The organism is Caballeronia sp. PC1, from assembly GCF_021353155.1.
Lineage (GTDB): Bacteria > Pseudomonadota > Gammaproteobacteria > Burkholderiales > Burkholderiaceae > Caballeronia > Caballeronia cordobensis.
Genome location: NZ_JAJUBH010000001.1, coordinates 578,253 through 594,952 on the forward strand (window position 1 = coordinate 578,253; position 16,700 = coordinate 594,952).

15 protein-coding genes are annotated in these 16,700 nt (G+C 64.9%); 6 read left to right on the top strand and 9 right to left on the bottom strand.

Annotated features, from left to right (window positions below; translation table 11 throughout):
• Window positions 1-5 precede the first annotated feature (5 nt).
• Window positions 6-557: a peptidylprolyl isomerase gene (locus LY284_RS02815; RefSeq protein ID WP_014191806.1), complete on the top strand. Its 552-nt coding sequence runs from the start codon at window positions 6-8 to the stop codon at window positions 555-557.
• Window positions 558-601: 44 nt separating this feature from the next.
• Here LY284_RS02815 and LY284_RS02820 read toward each other — a convergent pair whose 3' ends face one another.
• The 5 genes from LY284_RS02820 to LY284_RS02840 all read right to left on the bottom strand — a co-directional run bounded on the left by LY284_RS02820 (window position 602) and on the right by LY284_RS02840 (window position 7,738).
• Window positions 602-1,945 (bottom strand): hypothetical protein, encoded by a 1,344-nt coding sequence (locus LY284_RS02820; protein WP_014191805.1) that lies wholly within the window; start codon window positions 1,943-1,945, stop codon window positions 602-604.
• The gene (gene mutS, locus LY284_RS02825) at window positions 1,908-4,625 is read right to left on the bottom strand and encodes a DNA mismatch repair protein MutS (RefSeq protein ID WP_014191804.1); all 2,718 of its coding nucleotides are present in this window, start codon (window positions 4,623-4,625) and stop codon (window positions 1,908-1,910) included. The genes LY284_RS02820 and mutS overlap by 38 nt, the downstream gene beginning before the upstream one ends.
• A gap of 231 nt (window positions 4,626-4,856) precedes the next feature.
• Window positions 4,857-5,225: a YqjD family protein gene (locus tag LY284_RS02830; RefSeq protein ID WP_014191803.1), complete on the bottom strand. Its 369-nt coding sequence runs from the start codon at window positions 5,223-5,225 to the stop codon at window positions 4,857-4,859.
• Between the two features lie 202 nt (window positions 5,226-5,427).
• Window positions 5,428-6,726 (bottom strand): lysophospholipid transporter LplT, encoded by a 1,299-nt coding sequence (lplT, locus tag LY284_RS02835; protein WP_014191802.1) that lies wholly within the window; start codon window positions 6,724-6,726, stop codon window positions 5,428-5,430.
• Window positions 6,727-6,934: 208 nt separating this feature from the next.
• On the bottom strand, window positions 6,935-7,738 hold the full coding sequence (locus LY284_RS02840; RefSeq protein WP_014191801.1) for an inositol monophosphatase family protein: 804 nt from the start codon (window positions 7,736-7,738) through the stop codon (window positions 6,935-6,937).
• 252 nt (window positions 7,739-7,990) lie between these two features.
• On the opposite strand from LY284_RS02840, the gene LY284_RS02845 reads away from it, so the two are divergent.
• Window positions 7,991-8,761, top strand: coding sequence for an RNA methyltransferase (locus tag LY284_RS02845; RefSeq protein ID WP_041730508.1), 771 nt, complete (start codon window positions 7,991-7,993; stop codon window positions 8,759-8,761).
• A 161-nt stretch (window positions 8,762-8,922) separates the two neighbouring features.
• Window positions 8,923-9,723 (top strand): serine O-acetyltransferase, encoded by an 801-nt coding sequence (gene cysE, locus LY284_RS02850; RefSeq protein WP_014191799.1) that lies wholly within the window; start codon window positions 8,923-8,925, stop codon window positions 9,721-9,723.
• On the opposite strand, the gene LY284_RS02855 is transcribed toward cysE, so the two are convergent.
• From LY284_RS02855 to LY284_RS02870, 4 genes are all read right to left on the bottom strand, one after another.
• Window positions 9,720-10,520, bottom strand: a complete 801-nt coding sequence (locus LY284_RS02855) for a UDP-2,3-diacylglucosamine diphosphatase (protein WP_014191798.1) — start codon at window positions 10,518-10,520, stop codon at window positions 9,720-9,722. The genes cysE and LY284_RS02855 overlap by 4 nt on opposite strands.
• A gap of 13 nt (window positions 10,521-10,533) precedes the next feature.
• Complete coding sequence (locus LY284_RS02860; RefSeq protein ID WP_014191797.1) at window positions 10,534-11,025, bottom strand: peptidylprolyl isomerase; 492 nt, start codon at window positions 11,023-11,025, stop codon at window positions 10,534-10,536.
• An 80-nt stretch (window positions 11,026-11,105) separates the two neighbouring features.
• Window positions 11,106-11,687 carry a peptidylprolyl isomerase gene (locus LY284_RS02865; RefSeq protein ID WP_014191796.1) on the bottom strand — a complete coding sequence of 194 codons (582 nt, stop codon included), beginning with the start codon at window positions 11,685-11,687 and terminating at the stop codon, window positions 11,106-11,108.
• A 127-nt stretch (window positions 11,688-11,814) separates the two neighbouring features.
• Entirely contained in the window at window positions 11,815-12,615 is an 801-nt protein-coding gene (locus LY284_RS02870; protein WP_375294252.1) for a tetratricopeptide repeat protein, read from the bottom strand.
• A 499-nt stretch (window positions 12,616-13,114) separates the two neighbouring features.
• Here LY284_RS02870 and cysS point away from each other — a divergent pair, with 499 nt between their 5' ends.
• The 3 genes from cysS to LY284_RS02885 all read left to right on the top strand — a co-directional run bounded on the left by cysS (window position 13,115) and on the right by LY284_RS02885 (window position 16,684).
• A complete protein-coding gene (cysS, locus tag LY284_RS02875; protein ID WP_014191794.1) occupies window positions 13,115-14,512 on the top strand; it encodes a cysteine--tRNA ligase in 1,398 nt (465 codons plus the stop codon).
• A gap of 47 nt (window positions 14,513-14,559) precedes the next feature.
• Window positions 14,560-15,594: a DNA-3-methyladenine glycosylase gene (locus LY284_RS02880; RefSeq protein WP_014191793.1), complete on the top strand. Its 1,035-nt coding sequence runs from the start codon at window positions 14,560-14,562 to the stop codon at window positions 15,592-15,594.
• A gap of 118 nt (window positions 15,595-15,712) precedes the next feature.
• Window positions 15,713-16,684, top strand: a complete 972-nt coding sequence (locus LY284_RS02885; RefSeq protein ID WP_014191792.1) for an acetyl-CoA carboxylase carboxyltransferase subunit alpha — start codon at window positions 15,713-15,715, stop codon at window positions 16,682-16,684.
• Window positions 16,685-16,700 lie beyond the last annotated feature (16 nt).

Genomic DNA, 16,700 nt, shown 5'->3' on the forward strand with positions numbered 1-16,700 from the left:
ATCCAATGAAAATTGCGAAAGACACTGTCGTTTCGGTCGCGTACAAGCTATCGGATGCGCAAGGCAATCTGATCGAGGAGAGCGACGAGCCGATGGTCTATCTGCACGGCGGCTATGATGGCACGTTCCCCAAGATCGAGGAAGCGCTCGACGGTCACGAAGCCGGTTATGAAACGCTGATCCAGCTGGAACCGCAGGACGCGTTCGGCGAGTACGATCCCGAACTCGTGAAGATCGAAGAGCGCAACCGCTTTCCCGAACCGCTGGAAGTCGGCATGCAGTTCGAAGGCACGCCCGAAGACGGCGACGACGACATCGATTCACTCATCTACACCGTGACGGATGTCGCCGAAGACAAGGTCGTGCTCGACGGCAATCATCCGCTCGCGGGCATGGCGCTGCGCTTCGCGCTCTCGGTGCAGGAAGTGCGCACCGCGACCGAAGACGAGATCGAGCATCAGCACGCGCATGGGGCGGACGGCCTGCATGTCGTCGACGAAGACGAAGACGACGATGACGACGAACCGCGCAAGAACGCAGGTCCGACGCTGCACTGAGCGCATCGGATGAAGAAAGGAAGCGCAGCCGAGGCTGCGCTTTTTTATTTGCCGGCGGCGCTCGCAGGCGTCGCTGGCACGGGGAAGATCGGCGGCAGAGATTGCGGCGACGATGATTGCGGTGACGACTGCGGCGGCGAGGACTGCGGCGGCGTGAGAAGCGGCGGCAAATCGGAGGCCGGCAGCGGCATCGACGGCGGCGCGGGCAGCGACTCGGGCAGATCGTTGCGCGGCAGGCCCAGATGAGGCGCGGAAGAGGGCGACGGATACGCGTCTGGATACGGAACGAAAGGCGTGCCCAATTGTGTGGGCGCTTCGGGCGGCGGCGCGATCGGTTCACGCGCGCGCGTCTCTTTCACGTCGCGCACGCGCAGCCGAAACGGTGGATGCCATTGCGCATCGCTTTGCACTTCGAGCCATTGCGATTGCGGCTTCTTCAACGCGAGCGCCACGCGCGTGAGATTCGTGACGATCAATCCCTTGTCGTTGCGCAAGGGCTGATCGATGTGAAAGCCGTTCGGCTCGGGCGCATCGGTGCCGTGAATCACGATGACCGGCCCGCGAAAAATTTCCGCCGCCTTCACGAGACTGCGCTTGAGTTCGAGAAAACCGTCGCGCGGCTGGTTCGAGCGCGAGAAGCGCAGCCACGCGAAGCGGTCGCGGTGTTCGTAGCGCGAAAAATCCGGATCGCCCTGAAACAGGACGACGAGCGCGCGCATGTCGGTACGCCGCGCCGATTCCGCCGCGTGTTCGAGCCAGAAGCTCGTCGCGACCGCGCGATCTTCGAATTCGCCGTTGCGTCCGCCCGCGGTCAGATAGTGATTGTTCGGGCTCGGCACGTTCAGCCCGATGAACGCAACGCCCTGCGACTGCCAGCGCACGATTTCGCGAAAGGTGCGAAAGCGCGCGACATCGCTTTCGCGCGACAGCGTGAGCGCGCTTTGTCCGAGCGCATTCGCATCGGTGAAAAAGAGCTGACGGACGAAATCGAGCCGTTCGACCGGATCGTAAGCGCCGGCATGCGCGCCGCTGCAATCGGCCCAGTCGTGCTGGCCGAGCAGCAGCACGAGCGGCGTGCGCGACGCGTCGAGCACCTCGTGCCGCGACTGATAGACGCTGTCGCGGCACGGTTCGGCGGCGCCCTTCAGATTGCCGTCGTAGACGGTGAACGCGATGCCGCCGTCGCGCCCGATCGCATCGAGCATGCGGCGCACGGGCGCTTCGTCGGCGGGGCGGGTGAGTGCATCGGCGATAACGGCGAAGGCGAGCGGCGCGTCGCCTTGCGCATGCGCCTGCCGGTGCGTGCCGAAGAAGAGCGCGCCGCAGACCAGCGCGGCCGCTACGGCACGCTCAGCGCGAAGCGTCCGGCGCGGCGTTCGCCAGTTCATGCAGTTCGTAGAGCAGATCGAGCGCATCGCGCGGACGCAGCTCGTTCGGGTCCAGCGCGCGCAGTTTCTGCATCGCCGGATGCTCGGGCGCGTCGGCCTTCGCTTCGTCTTCGTCTTTGTCTTCGTGCGGCGGCTCGTCGTCGTAGGGCGCATACGGCTGGCTCGCGAACAGATCGAACTGCGCCGTGGGATGGCCGATCGATTGCTGTTCGAGATGCACGAGATGCTTGCGCGCCGCGCGAATCACCGCCGCCGGCACGCCTGCGAGCTGCGCGACCTGGAGGCCGTAGCTCTGGTTGGCCGGTCCTTCGCTCACCGCATGCAGAAACACGATGCCGTGATCGTGCTCGACCGCCGACAGATGCACGTTGGCCGCTTGCGCGAACTCCGCGGGCAGTTGCGTGAGCTCGAAGTAATGCGTGGCGAAAAGCGTATAGCAGGCGTTGTGCGTGAGCAGATGCCGCGCGATTGCCCAGGCGAGCGCGAGGCCGTCGAAGGTCGAGGTGCCGCGCCCGATTTCATCCATCAGCACGAGGCTCGATGCGCTCGCGTCGTTGAGAATGGCCGCCGCTTCGGTCATTTCGACCATGAAGGTCGAGCGCCCGCCCGCGAGGTCGTCCGCTGCGCCGATGCGCGTGAAGATGCGGTCGAGCGCGCCGAAACGTGCACGCTTCGCGGGCACGTAGCTGCCGACGTAAGCCATCAGCGCGGTCAACGCGGTCTGACGCATGAAGGTCGATTTACCGCCCATGTTCGGGCCGGTGATGAGCAGCAGCTTGCGCTCGTCGCTCAGACGGCAATCGTTGGCGATGAACTGCTCGACCTGCGCCTCGACGACCGGATGCCGGCCTTGCTCGATCTCGATGCCGGCATCGGCGGTGAATTCGGGCGCGACCCAGTCGAGCGCGCGCGCACGCTCGGCGAACGCGCACAGCAGATCGAGTTCCGCGAGCGCGCCGGCCACGCGCTGGCAATCCGCGAGGAAAGGCAGCAGGCTTTGCAGCAGCGCGTCGTAGAGCGCGCGTTCGCGTGCGAGCGCGCGCTCCTGCGCGGACAGAGCCTTGTCCTCGAACGCCTTCAGTTCCGGCGTGATGTAGCGCTCGGCGTTCTTCAGCGTCTGACGACGGCGATAGTCGTCCGGCACCTTGTCGGTCTGACCGCGCGTGACTTCGATATAGAAGCCATGCACCTTGTTGTACTCCACACGCAGATTCGCGATGCCCGTGCGGGTGCGCTCGCGCGCTTCGAGATCGATCAGGAACTGATCGCAGTTCTCCGAAATATCGCGCAACTCGTCGAGGTCGGGATCGTAGCCGCGCGCCATCACGCCGCCGTCGCGAATCAGCGCGGCGGGCTCGGGTGCGATCGCGCTGGTCAGGAGATCGAGACATTCGCGCGGCGGTTCGAGCGCCGCGCCGATGCGTTCCAGCGCCGACGCATGCGCCGCCACGCCCGCGACGCGCGCTTGCAGGTCGGGCAGCGCCGCGAAGGTGTCGCGCAGGCTCGACAGATCGCGCGGCCGCGCCGACAGCAGCGCAAGGCGCCCCGTGATGCGCTCGATATCCGAGATCTTGCGCAGCGCGCCGCGCAAGGTGTCGAGGCCGCCGCTCGTGGGCGCGTCGAGCAATGCGCCGATGGCGTGCTGGCGCGCCTGCGCAATCGATGCATCGCGCGGCGGATGATGCAGCCAGTGGCGTAAGAGACGGCTGCCCATCGTCGTGCAGCAGGTGTCGAGCAGGGAGAACAGCGTGGGCGATTCGGTGCCGCGCAGCGTTTCCGTGAGTTCGAGATTGCGCCGCGTGGCGGGATCGAGCCCGATGTATTCCGATTCGTATTCGACCTTCAGGCTGCGCACGTGGCGCAACTGCTGACCTTGCGTCGCGGCGGCGTAGAGCAGCAGCGCGCCGGCCGCGCCGCATGCGCACGTGAGCGTCTGCGCGCCGAAGCCGTCGAGGCTCGCGACATCGAGTTGCTCGCGCAGCCGCTGCGTGCCGGAGCCGACGTCGAAATGCCAGGCCGGAACGCGCGTGGTCGCGCCGGGGTGCGTCACGCCGAGGGACGACTGAACGTCCGTGATCGAATCGGCGATGAGCGTCTCGGCCGGACGGATGCGTTCGAGGGCCGCGCTCACTTGTCCCGGCGCGACTTCCGCGAGCCGCAGCGCGCCGCTCGCGAGATTGAGCCACGCGAGGCCGACGCTCGTCACCACGCCGCGCCGGTTGTGCGCGGGGCACAGCGCGAGCAGATAGACGTCGCTTTTGTCGGAGAGCAGGGCGGCGTCGGTGAGCGTGCCCGGCGTGACGACGCGCACCACTTTGCGCTCGACCGGACCTTTCGATGTCGCCGGATCGCCGATCTGCTCGCAAATCGCCACCGACTCGCCGAGCTTCACCAGCTTGGCGAGATATTGCTCGCACGCGTGATGCGGTACGCCCGCCATTCTGATCGGATTGCCGCCGGACGCGCCGCGCTGCGTGAGCGTGAGATCGAGCAGACGCGCGGCTTTCTCGGCGTCGTCGAAGAAAAGCTCGTAGAAATCGCCCATGCGGTAGAAAACGAGCGTGCCAGGATGCTCCGCCTTGATGCGCAGATACTGCTGCATCATCGGCGTGTGCTGGGACAAGTCCGCGAGCGGCGTGGTGTCGGTGGAGGTGTCGGGAGTAGCCGTGTGAGTGCCCATCTTGCGTGCGGTGGAAGCAGGAACGGCCAGACGGCCGGGCGCGACGTGCGCCGGCCGCCGATTGGCCGATAGGGCATGAGTTTAACCTGTCGAGGGATGAGCGCGAGCCGGCCGGACGGCCAACGTTGATCCGCGCCCGCCCCTAGCGGAAGAGACGCGCGGCAACGCCGCTTGCCGCCGGAACGAGCGCAAGCCCGTTCCGGCGGCGCATGCAGAAGAACGCTGCGTTCGTTACGTGCGCCCGGCGAGATAGCCGACGAGCAGCGCGAGCCCCGCCACCGCGCCGAGCGTGTGCCACGGCTTGTCGTGCACGAAGTCGTCGGCGTAACCGGCTGCATCGCCGAGCTTGCCCGAGATCGCGCCGCCCGCGCCGTTCATCTGCGAACGCGCGGATTTGAGTTTCGATTGCAACTCCTTGCGCAGCTTGTCGGCATCGATGTCCTTCGCGTTCAGAATCGAACTTTCCAGATCGTCGAGCAGGCTGCGCAACTGGCCGCTGGCCGAATCGACCGCGTCGCTCGCACCGCGCACCGCGCGCTGGCCGATATCGGCGGCGCCATTGATTTTGCTGTCGAGCGTCGAACGTGTGAACAATCCCATTTTCCATGCTCCTTTATTGACGTTGCCGAGGAAGAATCACGCCGGGTTCGCTGTGTGCGGCCTCGTGCCGCGGGAAAGGCCCGGCGCGCCGCTTACAACCGCCATGCAACCTACGACTTGGCCCCGCCGCCTGCGTTCCCTCCCTTTGATCCGCCTCAGCCGGGCTGGGGGTATGAACCCAGAATACACCGTCGAGCAAGGTTCATTCCTCAACCAGCGCAACAAGGTCGGTTTCGCGTTCGTTGCGGGTGTGACGGCGCATCGCGAGCGCCATCATCAGGCAGACGAACAGCCCGAACACGACGATGATCCACTGCACCGGCACCTTGACCGTGAGCAGCAGGGCGTAGGCGCCGAGCATCGACAGCACGGCGATGTTCTGGTTGAAGTTCTGCACCGCGATCGAATGCCCGGCGGAAAGGAGCGTCGCGCCGCGATGCTGGAGGACCGCATTCATCGGCACGATGAAAAATCCGGACAGGCCGCCGAGCCCGATCATCAGCGGATAGGCCATCAGGATGTACGCGGGCGCGTAAAAAGGGCCGATCTGCACGCCCGCGCCCGCGGGGAACAGGTCCTTGTTGTAGAAGGCCATCGCGACCGCGACCGCGCCGATCAGCACGCCGACCGGCAACACCCTGAGCGACTGGCGCAGCACGATCCACGCGGACGCCGCCGCGGCGCCGAGCGCGATGCCCAGGCCCGTCACGCCCTGAAGCACCGCGGCCTTCGAGAGCGTCAGGCCCAGATTGGCATCGGCCCACTTGAGCACGAGCAGTTGCAGCGTGACGGCCGCGCCCCAGAGCAGCGTCGTGACCCACAGCGCGATCTGCGCGAGCTTGTCGCGCCACAGGACGTTGAAGCCGTGCGAGAAATCGTGGACGAGCTTGGTCGGCTCGTTCAGCAGGTTTGGATAGCGCGCGCCGGTGTCGGGAATGAACATGTTGATGACGGCCGCCGACACGTAAATGAGCATCACCGCGAAGAGCGCGGCGTGCGCGGCGGTGGACACGAACGGCAGATGCGCATGCGTGACCCAGCGCGCGACGACCTGCGACACGAGCGCGCCGCCGATGACGGTGCCGAGGATCGTCGAGCCGACCGTCGCGGATTCGAGCCACGCGTTCGCCGCGATCAGCTTTTGCGGCGGCAGCAGTTCCGTGAGAATCCCGTATTTCGCCGGCGAATACGCGGCCGCGCCGAGGCCGACGACGCCGTACGCGAGCATCGGATGCGCGCCGGCGATCATCATCGCGCAGCCGGCTGCCTTGAGCGCGTTCGAGACGAACATGACGTGGCGCTTCTGGATGGCATCGGCGAAAGCGCCGACGAATGGCGCGAGCAGCACGTAGGAAATCGAGAAGAAGATCTGCAGAAGCGGCGTGACCCACGGCGCCGAATGCACGACGGCTAGCATCGCGATCGCGGCGATCAGAAGCGCGTTGTCCGCGAGCGACGAAACGAATTGCGCGGCGATGATCGTGTAGAAGCCTTTTTTCATGAGCGGGCAGGCGGTGTGGCGCGGCGCGCGCGGCGGAAAAACGGGGGAAGGGCAGAGGGGGCGCGCATCGCCTTGAACGGCGAGGGAAAAAGATGCACTGTAACGGAGCCCTGCATTCGATGCAGAGCAGGCGGCGCGCCCGGCGCGCGGAGAGAGAAGAAACGCGGGGGATGCGGCGGGGCGCGAAGAAGCGCCCCGCCGGTCAGGCTTATTCGCCGGTCAGGCGCGTGCGCGAGTACATGTCGAGAATCTTGACCATCTGCGCGTAGACCTTCGGATTGGCGGCGACGATCTCGTTCTTGAACAGGAAATCCGACTCACCCGTGTAATTGCCGACGAGCCCGCCCGCTTCCGTCACGATCAGGCTACCCGCGGCGACGTCCCACGGATGGATACCCTGCTCGAAGAAGCCGTCCAGCCGTCCGGCCGCGACGTTCGCGAGATCGAGCGCGGCCGCGCCCGGACGCCGCAGGCCGGCGCACGAGAGCGTCATCTCGCTGAAAAGGCGCATGTAGGCGTTCAGGCCCTGCCCATCGCGGAAGGGGAAGCCCGTGCCGATCAGCGAATCGGACAGACGGTCCAGCTTGCCGACGCGGATGCGCCGCTCGTTCAGATACGCGCCGCGGCCGCGCGACGCGGTGAAGAGGTCGTTGCGGGTCGGATCGTAGATGACCGCCTGCTGCACCACGCCGCGATGCGCGAGCGCGATCGACACGCAGTAATACGGAAAGCCGTGGATGAAGTTGGTGGTGCCGTCGAGCGGATCGATGATCCACTGGAATTCCGATTCGCGATCGGTTTCGCCGGACTCTTCGGCGAGAATCGAGTGATCGGGATAAGCGGTGTGCAGCGTCTCGATGATGGCGGCTTCGGACGCCTTGTCGACTTCCGTCACGAAATCGTTGTGCTGTTTCTTGCTGACCTGGATGCGATCCAGATCAAGCGAAGCGCGATTGATGATCTGTCCGGCGCGGCGCGCGGCCTTGACAGCGATATTGAGCATCGGATGCATGAGCGAAATCCTCTGGCCGCCCGGCAAGGCTCGGGCCGAGCGCATGCGGGCGAAAAGTTGGCGACAACGACTAGTCGACGAAAGACGAATTGAATAAGAGCGGGGCGTTCGCGCGAGGGTCCGACTGACTCGGATAACCGTTCGCGGCGCGCGAAGGCGCCATTTTACCCGAAAGTCGCTGTGAAGCCCGTGGAGAAGCGCGGCCAAAGCGCGTTAACATATCGGGTTCGCACATTCAGCACACATCGCGCCTTGGAACACACCGATCTTTCCGCGCCTGCCGGCGGCTTCACGTCCACGCGCTTCATCCTTGTCGAGCCCAGTCATCCGGGCAATGTCGGCGCGGCCGCGCGCGCGCTCAAGACGATGGGCTTCGCGCGCCTCGTCCTCGTCGCGCCGCGCGTGCCCGATGTCAAGAACGAGCCGGAAGCCGTCGCGATGGCCTCCGGCGCCGACGACGTGCTCGCGTCCGCGCATGTCGTCGATACGCTCGCCGATGCGCTCGTCGGCGTGCGCTGGTCGGTCGCGCTGACCGCGCGCATGCGCGAGTACGGCCCGCCGCAGATGCCGCCGCGCGCGCTCGCCGAACGCGCGCACGAATACGTGCGTCATGGCGATATCGCGCTCGTGTTCGGCAACGAGCGCACCGGGCTGTCGAATGCGGATGTCGAGCGCTGCAGCGCGCTTGCGCATATTCCGGCCAATCCCGCGTATAGCTCGCTCAATCTCGCGCAGGCCGTGCAGGTGCTCGCCTACGAGCTGCGGCTCGCGTTCCAGGCGAGTCCGAGCGCGCTCGCGGTCGTCGAGTCGGCGGAGCAGAGCGCATCGAGCGAGGAAATCGAGGGCATGTACGCGCATCTCCAAGACGCGCTCGTCGCGCTCGATTTTCTCGATCCGGCGAATCCGAAGAAGCTGATGTCGCGCGTGCGGCGGCTTTTTGCGCGCTCGGGACTGGAGCGCGAGGAAGTGAATATTTTGCGCGGCATCGCGAAGCACATCCTGCTGCGCGCGAAAAAAGGCTAGCGCTCAAGCGACCGCGCTGCCATCGGGGGCATCGGGCAGACTCGCCGCGCTCGTCCTACAATCGGCGAAAAACGGCGTCAGCCGATATAAGCATTGCACGCTTCGTGCATTAGCCGATACACGCGATACACGCATACCCGCCCCCAATCAGAGACATCGCCATGTTCGAACGACTTCGCGAAGACATCGCCGCCATCCGCGAGCGCGATCCCGCCGCCCGCAGCGCCTGGGAAGTCGTGACGTGTTATCCGGGCCTGCATGCGATCGTGCTGCATCGCTTCGCGCACGCGTGCTGGCGCGGGCAGCGGCGCTGGCTCGCGCGTTTCGTGTCGCAGATCGCGCGCTTTCTCACGGGCATCGAAATCCATCCGGGCGCGACGCTCGGACGGCGCGTGTTCATCGATCACGGCATGGGCGTCGTAATCGGCGAAACGGCCGAGATCGGCGACGACTGCACCATCTATCAGGGCGTGACGCTCGGCGGCACGTCGCTCACGCGCGGCGCGAAACGGCATCCGACGCTCGAACGCGGCGTGATCGTCGGCGCGGGCGCGAAAGTGCTCGGCGGCTTCACGGTCGGCGCGGACGCGAAGATCGGCTCGAACGCCGTCGTCGTCAAGCCGGTGCCGGCGGGCGGCACGGCGGTGGGCAATCCGGCGCGCATCGTGATGCCGGCGGTGTCGAAGCCGAAGGAAACGAAGCGCGAGGGTTTTTGCGCCTACGGCATCACGCCGAACGCCGACGATCCCGTCTCGCTCGCGATCCACGGTCTCATCGATCACGCATCGACACAGACGCAGCGCATCGACGAGATCGTCGCGGCGCTCGAACGGCTCGGCGCGCGCGTGGAGGCGCTCAATGGCGTGGACGGCGCCGCGCTCATCGATCTCAAGCGCCTGTGCACGTCGATGGACGGCAAGAGCGAAGAGCAGTCCGAGCGTACGGCTTCGGTCGGGCGTTAGAGCGGCAGCGCGCGCACGCCGTTTTCGTCGAGACGCAGATAGCCGCCGCGCGGCGTGTTCGCGTCGAGCTCCCAGTCGGGCAGCACCCAGCGCACGCCTTCGACTTCGCGATGCATCGCCGGCCGATGCGTATGGCCGTGAATCAGCGTGTCGGTGTGATTGCGGATGAAAACCTCGGACACGGCTTTTTTCGTCACGTCGTATTTGGCCGAGGCGCCCATCACGCGCGCGCCCTCGCTTTTCGTGCGCATGCGCTGGCCAATGCCGAGCCGCGTGTCGAGCGGCAGCGCGAGAAAGAGCCGCTGCGCGAAGGCGTTGCGCGCGAAGGCGCGAAAACGCTGATAGGCGCGGTCGGCCGTGCAGAGACCGTCGCCGTGCGCGAGCACGACGCGCTTGCCGAATGCGGTGATGACGAACGGATCGGGCAGCGACATCGCGCCCGCGTCTTTCATGAAGCGCTTGCCCAGCAGGAAATCGCGATTGCCGCGCATCACGTAAAGGCCGATGCCGCGCTCGGTCAGCGTGTGCAGAAGACGCGTCATGCGGCGCGCGAAGCTCGCGCGAACGTCGCTTGCGGAGGCGTCGAGGATGTCGTCGCCGATCCAGAACTCGAACAGGTCGCCGAGGATGAAAACCGAGTCGGCGTCGTTTGCCGTGACCTCGATGAAATGCTCGAACGCGGCGACCGTCTTCGGAATCGCTTCGGAGAGATGCAGGTCCGCAATGAAAAACAGCGGGCGCGCGTGATTCGCTGCGCCCGCTGCTTCACGATCGGAAGAAGTCTTCGTATCGATCATGCAACGGCCGGGATCAGACCACGACGGCCTTCTCGATCACCACGTCGTCGACCGGCACGTCCTGGTGGAAGCCCTTCGAGCCGGTCTTGACCTTTTTGATCTTCTCGACCACGTCCATGCCTTCCACGACCTTGCCGAACACCGTGTAGCCCCAGCCTTGCGGCGTCGGCGACGAATGGTTCAGGAAGTCATTGTCCTTCACGTTGATGAAGAACTGGGCGGTCGCCGAATGCGGATCGTTCGTGCGCGCCATTGCGATCGTGCCCGATTCGTTCGTCAGACCGTTGTTGGCTTCGTTGTCGATCGGCGCGTCGGTCGGCTTTTGCTTCATGCCCGGCTCGAAGCCGCCGCCCTGGATCATGAAGCCGTCGATCACGCGGTGGAACACGGTGTTGTCGTAATGACCCTTCTTCACGTAGTTGAGGAAGTTTTCGACGCTCTTCGGTGCTTTTTCGGCGTTCAGTTCGAGCTTGATGACGCCGTGGTTCGTATGCAGTTCGACCATGATGATGTTCTCTCCGGTGTGTTTGATTGAGCCGCGGCGCGAATGCTTGCGCGCGCCGCGGGCGTGAAGGGCGCTGCGTATTACTGCGTGACCACCGCGGCGGATTCGATCACGGCCGGCTTTTGCGGCACGTTCTGCATCGGGCCGCGCGAGGTCGTCGGGCTGCCCTCGATCTTCTTCACGACGTCCATGCCGCCGACGACCTTGCCGAATACCGCATAACCGTTGCCGTCCGGGCTCGGATAGTCGAGACCCGCATTATCGACCGTATTGATGAAGAACTGCGCGGTGGCCGAGTTCGGGTCGCTCGTGCGCGCCATCGCGATCGTGCCGGTGGCGTTCTTCAGGCCATTGCGGCTTTCGAGCGGGATCGGCGCGCGCGTCGGCTTCTCGGCGAAGCTCGTGCTATAGCCGCCGCCCTGGATCATGAAGCCCGGAATCACGCGATGAAAGATCGTGCCGCTGTATTGACCGGACTTCACGTAATCGAGAAAGTTCGCCACGGTCTTCGGCGCCTTCTCCGGATACAGCTCGACCTTGATGTCGCCTTGCGTGGTCTTGATGAGCACGACGGGGTGCGCGGCCTGCGCGTTGGGCTGGGCGAACGCGGGCGCGCTCGCGATCAGGGCAGCGCTCGAGAGCGCCAACATCAGGACTTTCATGAAGGATCGATCCTCGTGTGGTGAATGCAAACAGTCGACCGCGAAGGCAAGCGCCCGATACCGCGATGCGAGGCGACAGCTTACCGCGCGCGGCTGCACACGCGCGGCTCGCGCTTAACGCTTCCCCTTAGGGCTGTGTCTTCGGCGCCACGTAGGGCGCCGTGGGCAGCGGGCTCGTCGGGCCGCCGAACGGCGAGTATTCGTCGGGCGAGGGTATCGCCGCGCCCGTGCCGGCGGACCCGTTCACGCCCGATGCCGGCGTCCATTCGTCCGCGGACGCGCCCGGCGCTGCCGCGGCGCGCGCGCCCGAGGCATCGTCGGCGGTGGCCGCGCGCTTTTTCGGCGGCGCGTAGATTCTCTGGATCGCCGCGATGCGCTGGCTCGTCAGCGGACTCTTCGAGCCGAGCGATTGCGCGCGCTTGTACGACTCGCTCGCAAGCCGCAGATAAAGATCGCCGAGATTGTCATAGGCGAGCGCGTAGCCGGGGTTCGCCTTGACGGCGGTTTCGAGCGCGGCGCGCGCGTCCTCGTAACGCCCCTTCTTGGCATAGAGCGCGGCGAGGTTGTTGTACGGTTCGGGCAGCTCGGGGTACGTCTGCGTGAGTTCGGTGAAAGCGGCGATGGCTTCGTCGTCGCGATTCAGGCGCGCGAGCACGGTGGCGCGCTTGAACTTCGCCTGCGCGTCGCGTGGATTGCTCGCGATGCGCGCGTCGAGTTGCGTGAGCGCGTCGTTCCACTGCTTGTTCGCGATGGCCGCGTCGATTTGCGGCGTGTCGTCGCGCGTGGCGGGCGAAGTCTGCGCGAGCGCGGCGCCCGGCATGCCGATGCAGGCGGCCAGGCCGAGCGTCGCGATGGCGAGCGTGCGTGCGGCGAAAGCGCCGAGCTTTCCGGAAAGCGACCCGGAGGCGGACCGGCAAGAGAGTTGCAGAGGCGTGCGCGCTTGGCGTGGGGTCACTTGAAATCGAGTCAATGAATGATGCAGCGAAAGAAGCCACGAAAGCGGCGAAAGAGACGACGAAAGAGCCGGTAAAAGGAACGGCGCATGCTTCGATGCGAGGCGCGCGAAGCGAGCAGAAACGCCCGATGCGGCATGCTGTCCGGCAAGGCTTTCGACCGGGCGCAAAGCGCGGCATGCGATGCCCGCCGCGCGGCCGCTTCGACATTTCATAGGCTCAGGTCCCGGTGTTATACTCCGACCCATTCTAACAAAAGGTCTGCACGTCCCGCGCACGCGTCTTGCGCTTGCTGTTTCAAGCGCGCATCCGGCGCCGGCCTCAGACTGTCTTTCGCCACTCGTGGCCGTCTCCGTCCTGGTCGCATGACCGTCGTGTTCGCGCTCGCGTGTGCGTCTATCGCGCTCTCGCACGCATCGTTCACGCCGTCTGCTTTCCGGCACGCGGTTGCTTCCGGTCTACGCTTCGCCTTCTATGAATTCGCTGCGCATCTACAACACGCTCGCCCGTGACAAGCAACTCTTCACGCCGCTTCGCGAAGGCGAGGTGCGCATGTATGTCTGCGGAATCACGGTGTATGACTATTGTCACGTCGGTCATGCGCGCATGTTCGTCGTGTTCGATATCGTGCAGCGATGGCTGCGCGAGTCGGGCTACAAGGTCACGTACGTACGCAACATTACCGACATCGACGACAAGATCATCCGCCGCGCGGTCGAGAACAACGAGCCGATCAAGGCGCTCACGCATCGCTTCATCGACGCGATGCACGAGGACATGGATGCGCTCGGCGTCGCGCGTGCGGATATCGAACCGCGCGCGACCGACTTCATCCCGCAGATGCTCGGCATGATCGATGCGTTGCAGGCGAACGGCTATGCGTATCACGCGAAAGACGGCGACGTGAACTACGCGGTGCGCAAGTTCGCCGACTACGGCAAGCTCTCGGGCAAGTCGATCGAAGACTTGCGCGCGGGCGAGCGCGTCGCCGCCAACGACGCGAAGGAAGATCCGCTCGACTTCGTGCTGTGGAAGCAGGCGAAGCCAGGCGAGCCCGTCGACTCCGGCTGGGACTCGAAGTGGGGGCGTGGGCGTCCGGGCTGGCACATCGAATGTTCCGCGATGGGCTGCACGCTGCTCGGCGACCAGTTCGACATCCACGGCGGCGGCATGGACCTGCAGTTCCCGCATCACGAGAACGAGATCGCGCAGAGCGAAGGCGCGACGGGCAAGACGTTCGTGAACTACTGGATGCACAACGGCTTCGTGCAGATCGATAGTGAAAAGATGTCGAAGTCGCTCGGCAACTTCTTCACCATCCGCGAAGTCCTTGAAAAATTTGATGCCGAAGTCGTGCGCTTCTTTATTGCGCGGGCACACTATCGGTCGCCGCTGAATTACAGCGATGTGCATATCGACGATGCAAAGAATGCACTGACGCGCCTATATACGGCGTTGAAGGATGTCGAGCCGGACAATCAGCAACTTGACTGGAACGAAGCGAACGCGCAGCGTTTCCAGTCAGCGATGAACGACGACTTCAACACGCCGGTGGCCGTGTCGGTGCTGTTCGATCTCGCAAGCGAAGTGAACCGCACGCGCGATTCCGCGCTCGCGCGCCAGCTCAAGGAACTCGCGGGCGTGCTCGGTCTGCTCCAGCGCGAGCCGCGCGCCTTCCTGCAGCAGGCGGGCGGCACGGGCTCGCAGGAAGGGCTCACGCCGCAGGAGATCGAAGCGAAGATCGCCGAGCGCATCGCCGCGAAGCAGGCGAAGAACTATGCCGAAGCAGACCGGATTCGCGCCGAATTGCTCGAAGCCGGTATTGCGCTTGAAGACAAACCGGGTGGGTCGACCGAATGGCGCCGCGTTTGAACGCGGTCATTCGAACCCTCTGATCGACTCACCAGGCAGGAGGCAAGATGGCAACGGCCAGGAAGACGCCGGTCAAGCGACCCGCGTCTGTTAGCGACGCGTCGGGCGCAATGAAGCGAACGCGCGGCGCGCAAACGAAAACGAATACGCAGAAGATCGACGGCGCCATCGCGGCGGGCGGTCGCAAGACCACGATCGTCAAGCCCGCGAGAAGTGCCGCGCTGAAAGCCGCGAAGCCCGAAACGGCGACGCGTGTGAACGGCGTCGCGCGTTCATCGAAAGCGGGCACGGAAGAAGCCGAAGCGTTGCCGCTCAAGGGCAACGGGCGCGCCGTCGCGAGCGACGGCGCGAACGCGCAGGCGATCGTTCCGGACACGCAGCACGGCGAAGTCGTGCGCAAGTCGCGCGTCGTGACGGCGGATGCAACGGTGCCGGTGCAGATCGGCGGGCTCACGCGTGAAGTCACGCGTCCCGACTACTGGGACCGCGCATGCGCCGATCTCATGAAGCGCGACCGCATCCTCAAGAAGCTGATCCCGAAGTTCGGCGAGATCCATCTCGTCAATCTCGGCGATCCGTTTTCCACGCTCGCACGGTCGGTCGCCGGCCAGCAGATCTCGACGAAGGCCGCGCAGGCCATCTGGGAACGCGTGAAGACCGCGTGCCCGGAAGTTCACCCCGCGCATTTCATCAAGCTCGGTCACGACAAGCTGCAGGCGTGCGGACTGTCGCGACGCAAGGCCGAATACATTCTAGATCTCGCGCAGCACTTCGAGTCGGGTGCGCTGCATGTCGACGCCTGGACGTCGATGGACGACGAAGCCGTGATCGCCGAACTCACGCAGATTCGCGGCATCGGCCGGTGGACGGCGGAGATGTTCCTCATCTTCAATCTGTCGCGTCCGGACGTCTTGCCGCTCGACGATCTCGGCCTGATTCAGGCGATCAGCGTCAACTATTTCAGCGGCGAGCCGGTCACGCGCAGCGAGGCGCGCGAAGTCGCGGCCAACTGGGAACCGTGGCGCACGGTCGCGACCTGGTATATGTGGCGCAGTCTCAATCCGATCCCGGCTGACCACTGACGTCGGCCAGCGAATCGCGGAACTATCGTTGCTTTATAATCCATAGCTTCCGCGCGCATTTGATTGGGGACGGACGCGGTTAGAATACGCGCTGCCCGATGTTCTAGGATTCGAACACATGAAGACCACGTTTCTGGATTTCGAGCAGCCGATCGCTGAACTCGAAGCGAAGATCGAAGAACTCCGCTTCGTTCAGGACGATTCCGCTGTCGATATTTCGGAAGAAATCGAGCGGCTGTCGAAGAAGAGCCAGCAACTCACCAAGGATCTCTACGCGAATCTGTCGCCCTGGCAGGTTTCGCAAATCGCGCGTCATCCGCAGCGTCCGTACACGCTCGACTATGTGAGCGAACTGTTCACCGATTTCCACGAACTGCATGGCGACCGCGCCTTCGCGGACGACCTCGCGATCGTCGGCGGTTTTGCGCGCTTCAACGGTCAGCCGTGCATGGTGATCGGCCATCAGAAGGGCCGCGACACGAAGGAGCGCGCGCTGCGCAACTTCGGCATGCCGCGTCCGGAAGGCTACCGCAAGGCCGAGCGCCTGATGCGCACCGCCGAAAAATTCAGTCTGCCCATCTTCACGTTCGTCGATACGCCGGGCGCGTATCCGGGCATCGGCGCGGAAGAGCGCGGCCAGTCGGAAGCCATCGGCCGCAATCTGTATGTCATGGCTGAGCTCAAGACGCCGATCATCACGACGATCATCGGCGAGGGCGGTTCGGGCGGCGCGCTCGCGGTCGCGGTTGCAGACGTCGTGATGATGCTGCAGTTCTCCACGTACTCGGTCATCTCGCCGGAAGGCTGCGCGTCGATTCTGTGGAAGAGCGCGGCGAAGGCGCCCGAAGCGGCCGAAGCGCTCGGTCTTACCGCGCATCGGCTGAAGGCGCTCGGTCTCATCGATAAAATCGTGAACGAGCCGCTCGGCGGCGCGCATCGCGATTCGAAGGGCATGGCCGCGCTGCTGCGCCGTGCGCTCGCCGATTCGCTGCGTCAGTTCCAGGGCATGAGCGTCAACGAGCTGCGCGAACGCCGCTTCGAAAAGCTGATGGCGTACGGCAAGTTCAAGGAATCGCTGCCGGGCGCGTAACCGGCTCTTTCTTCCT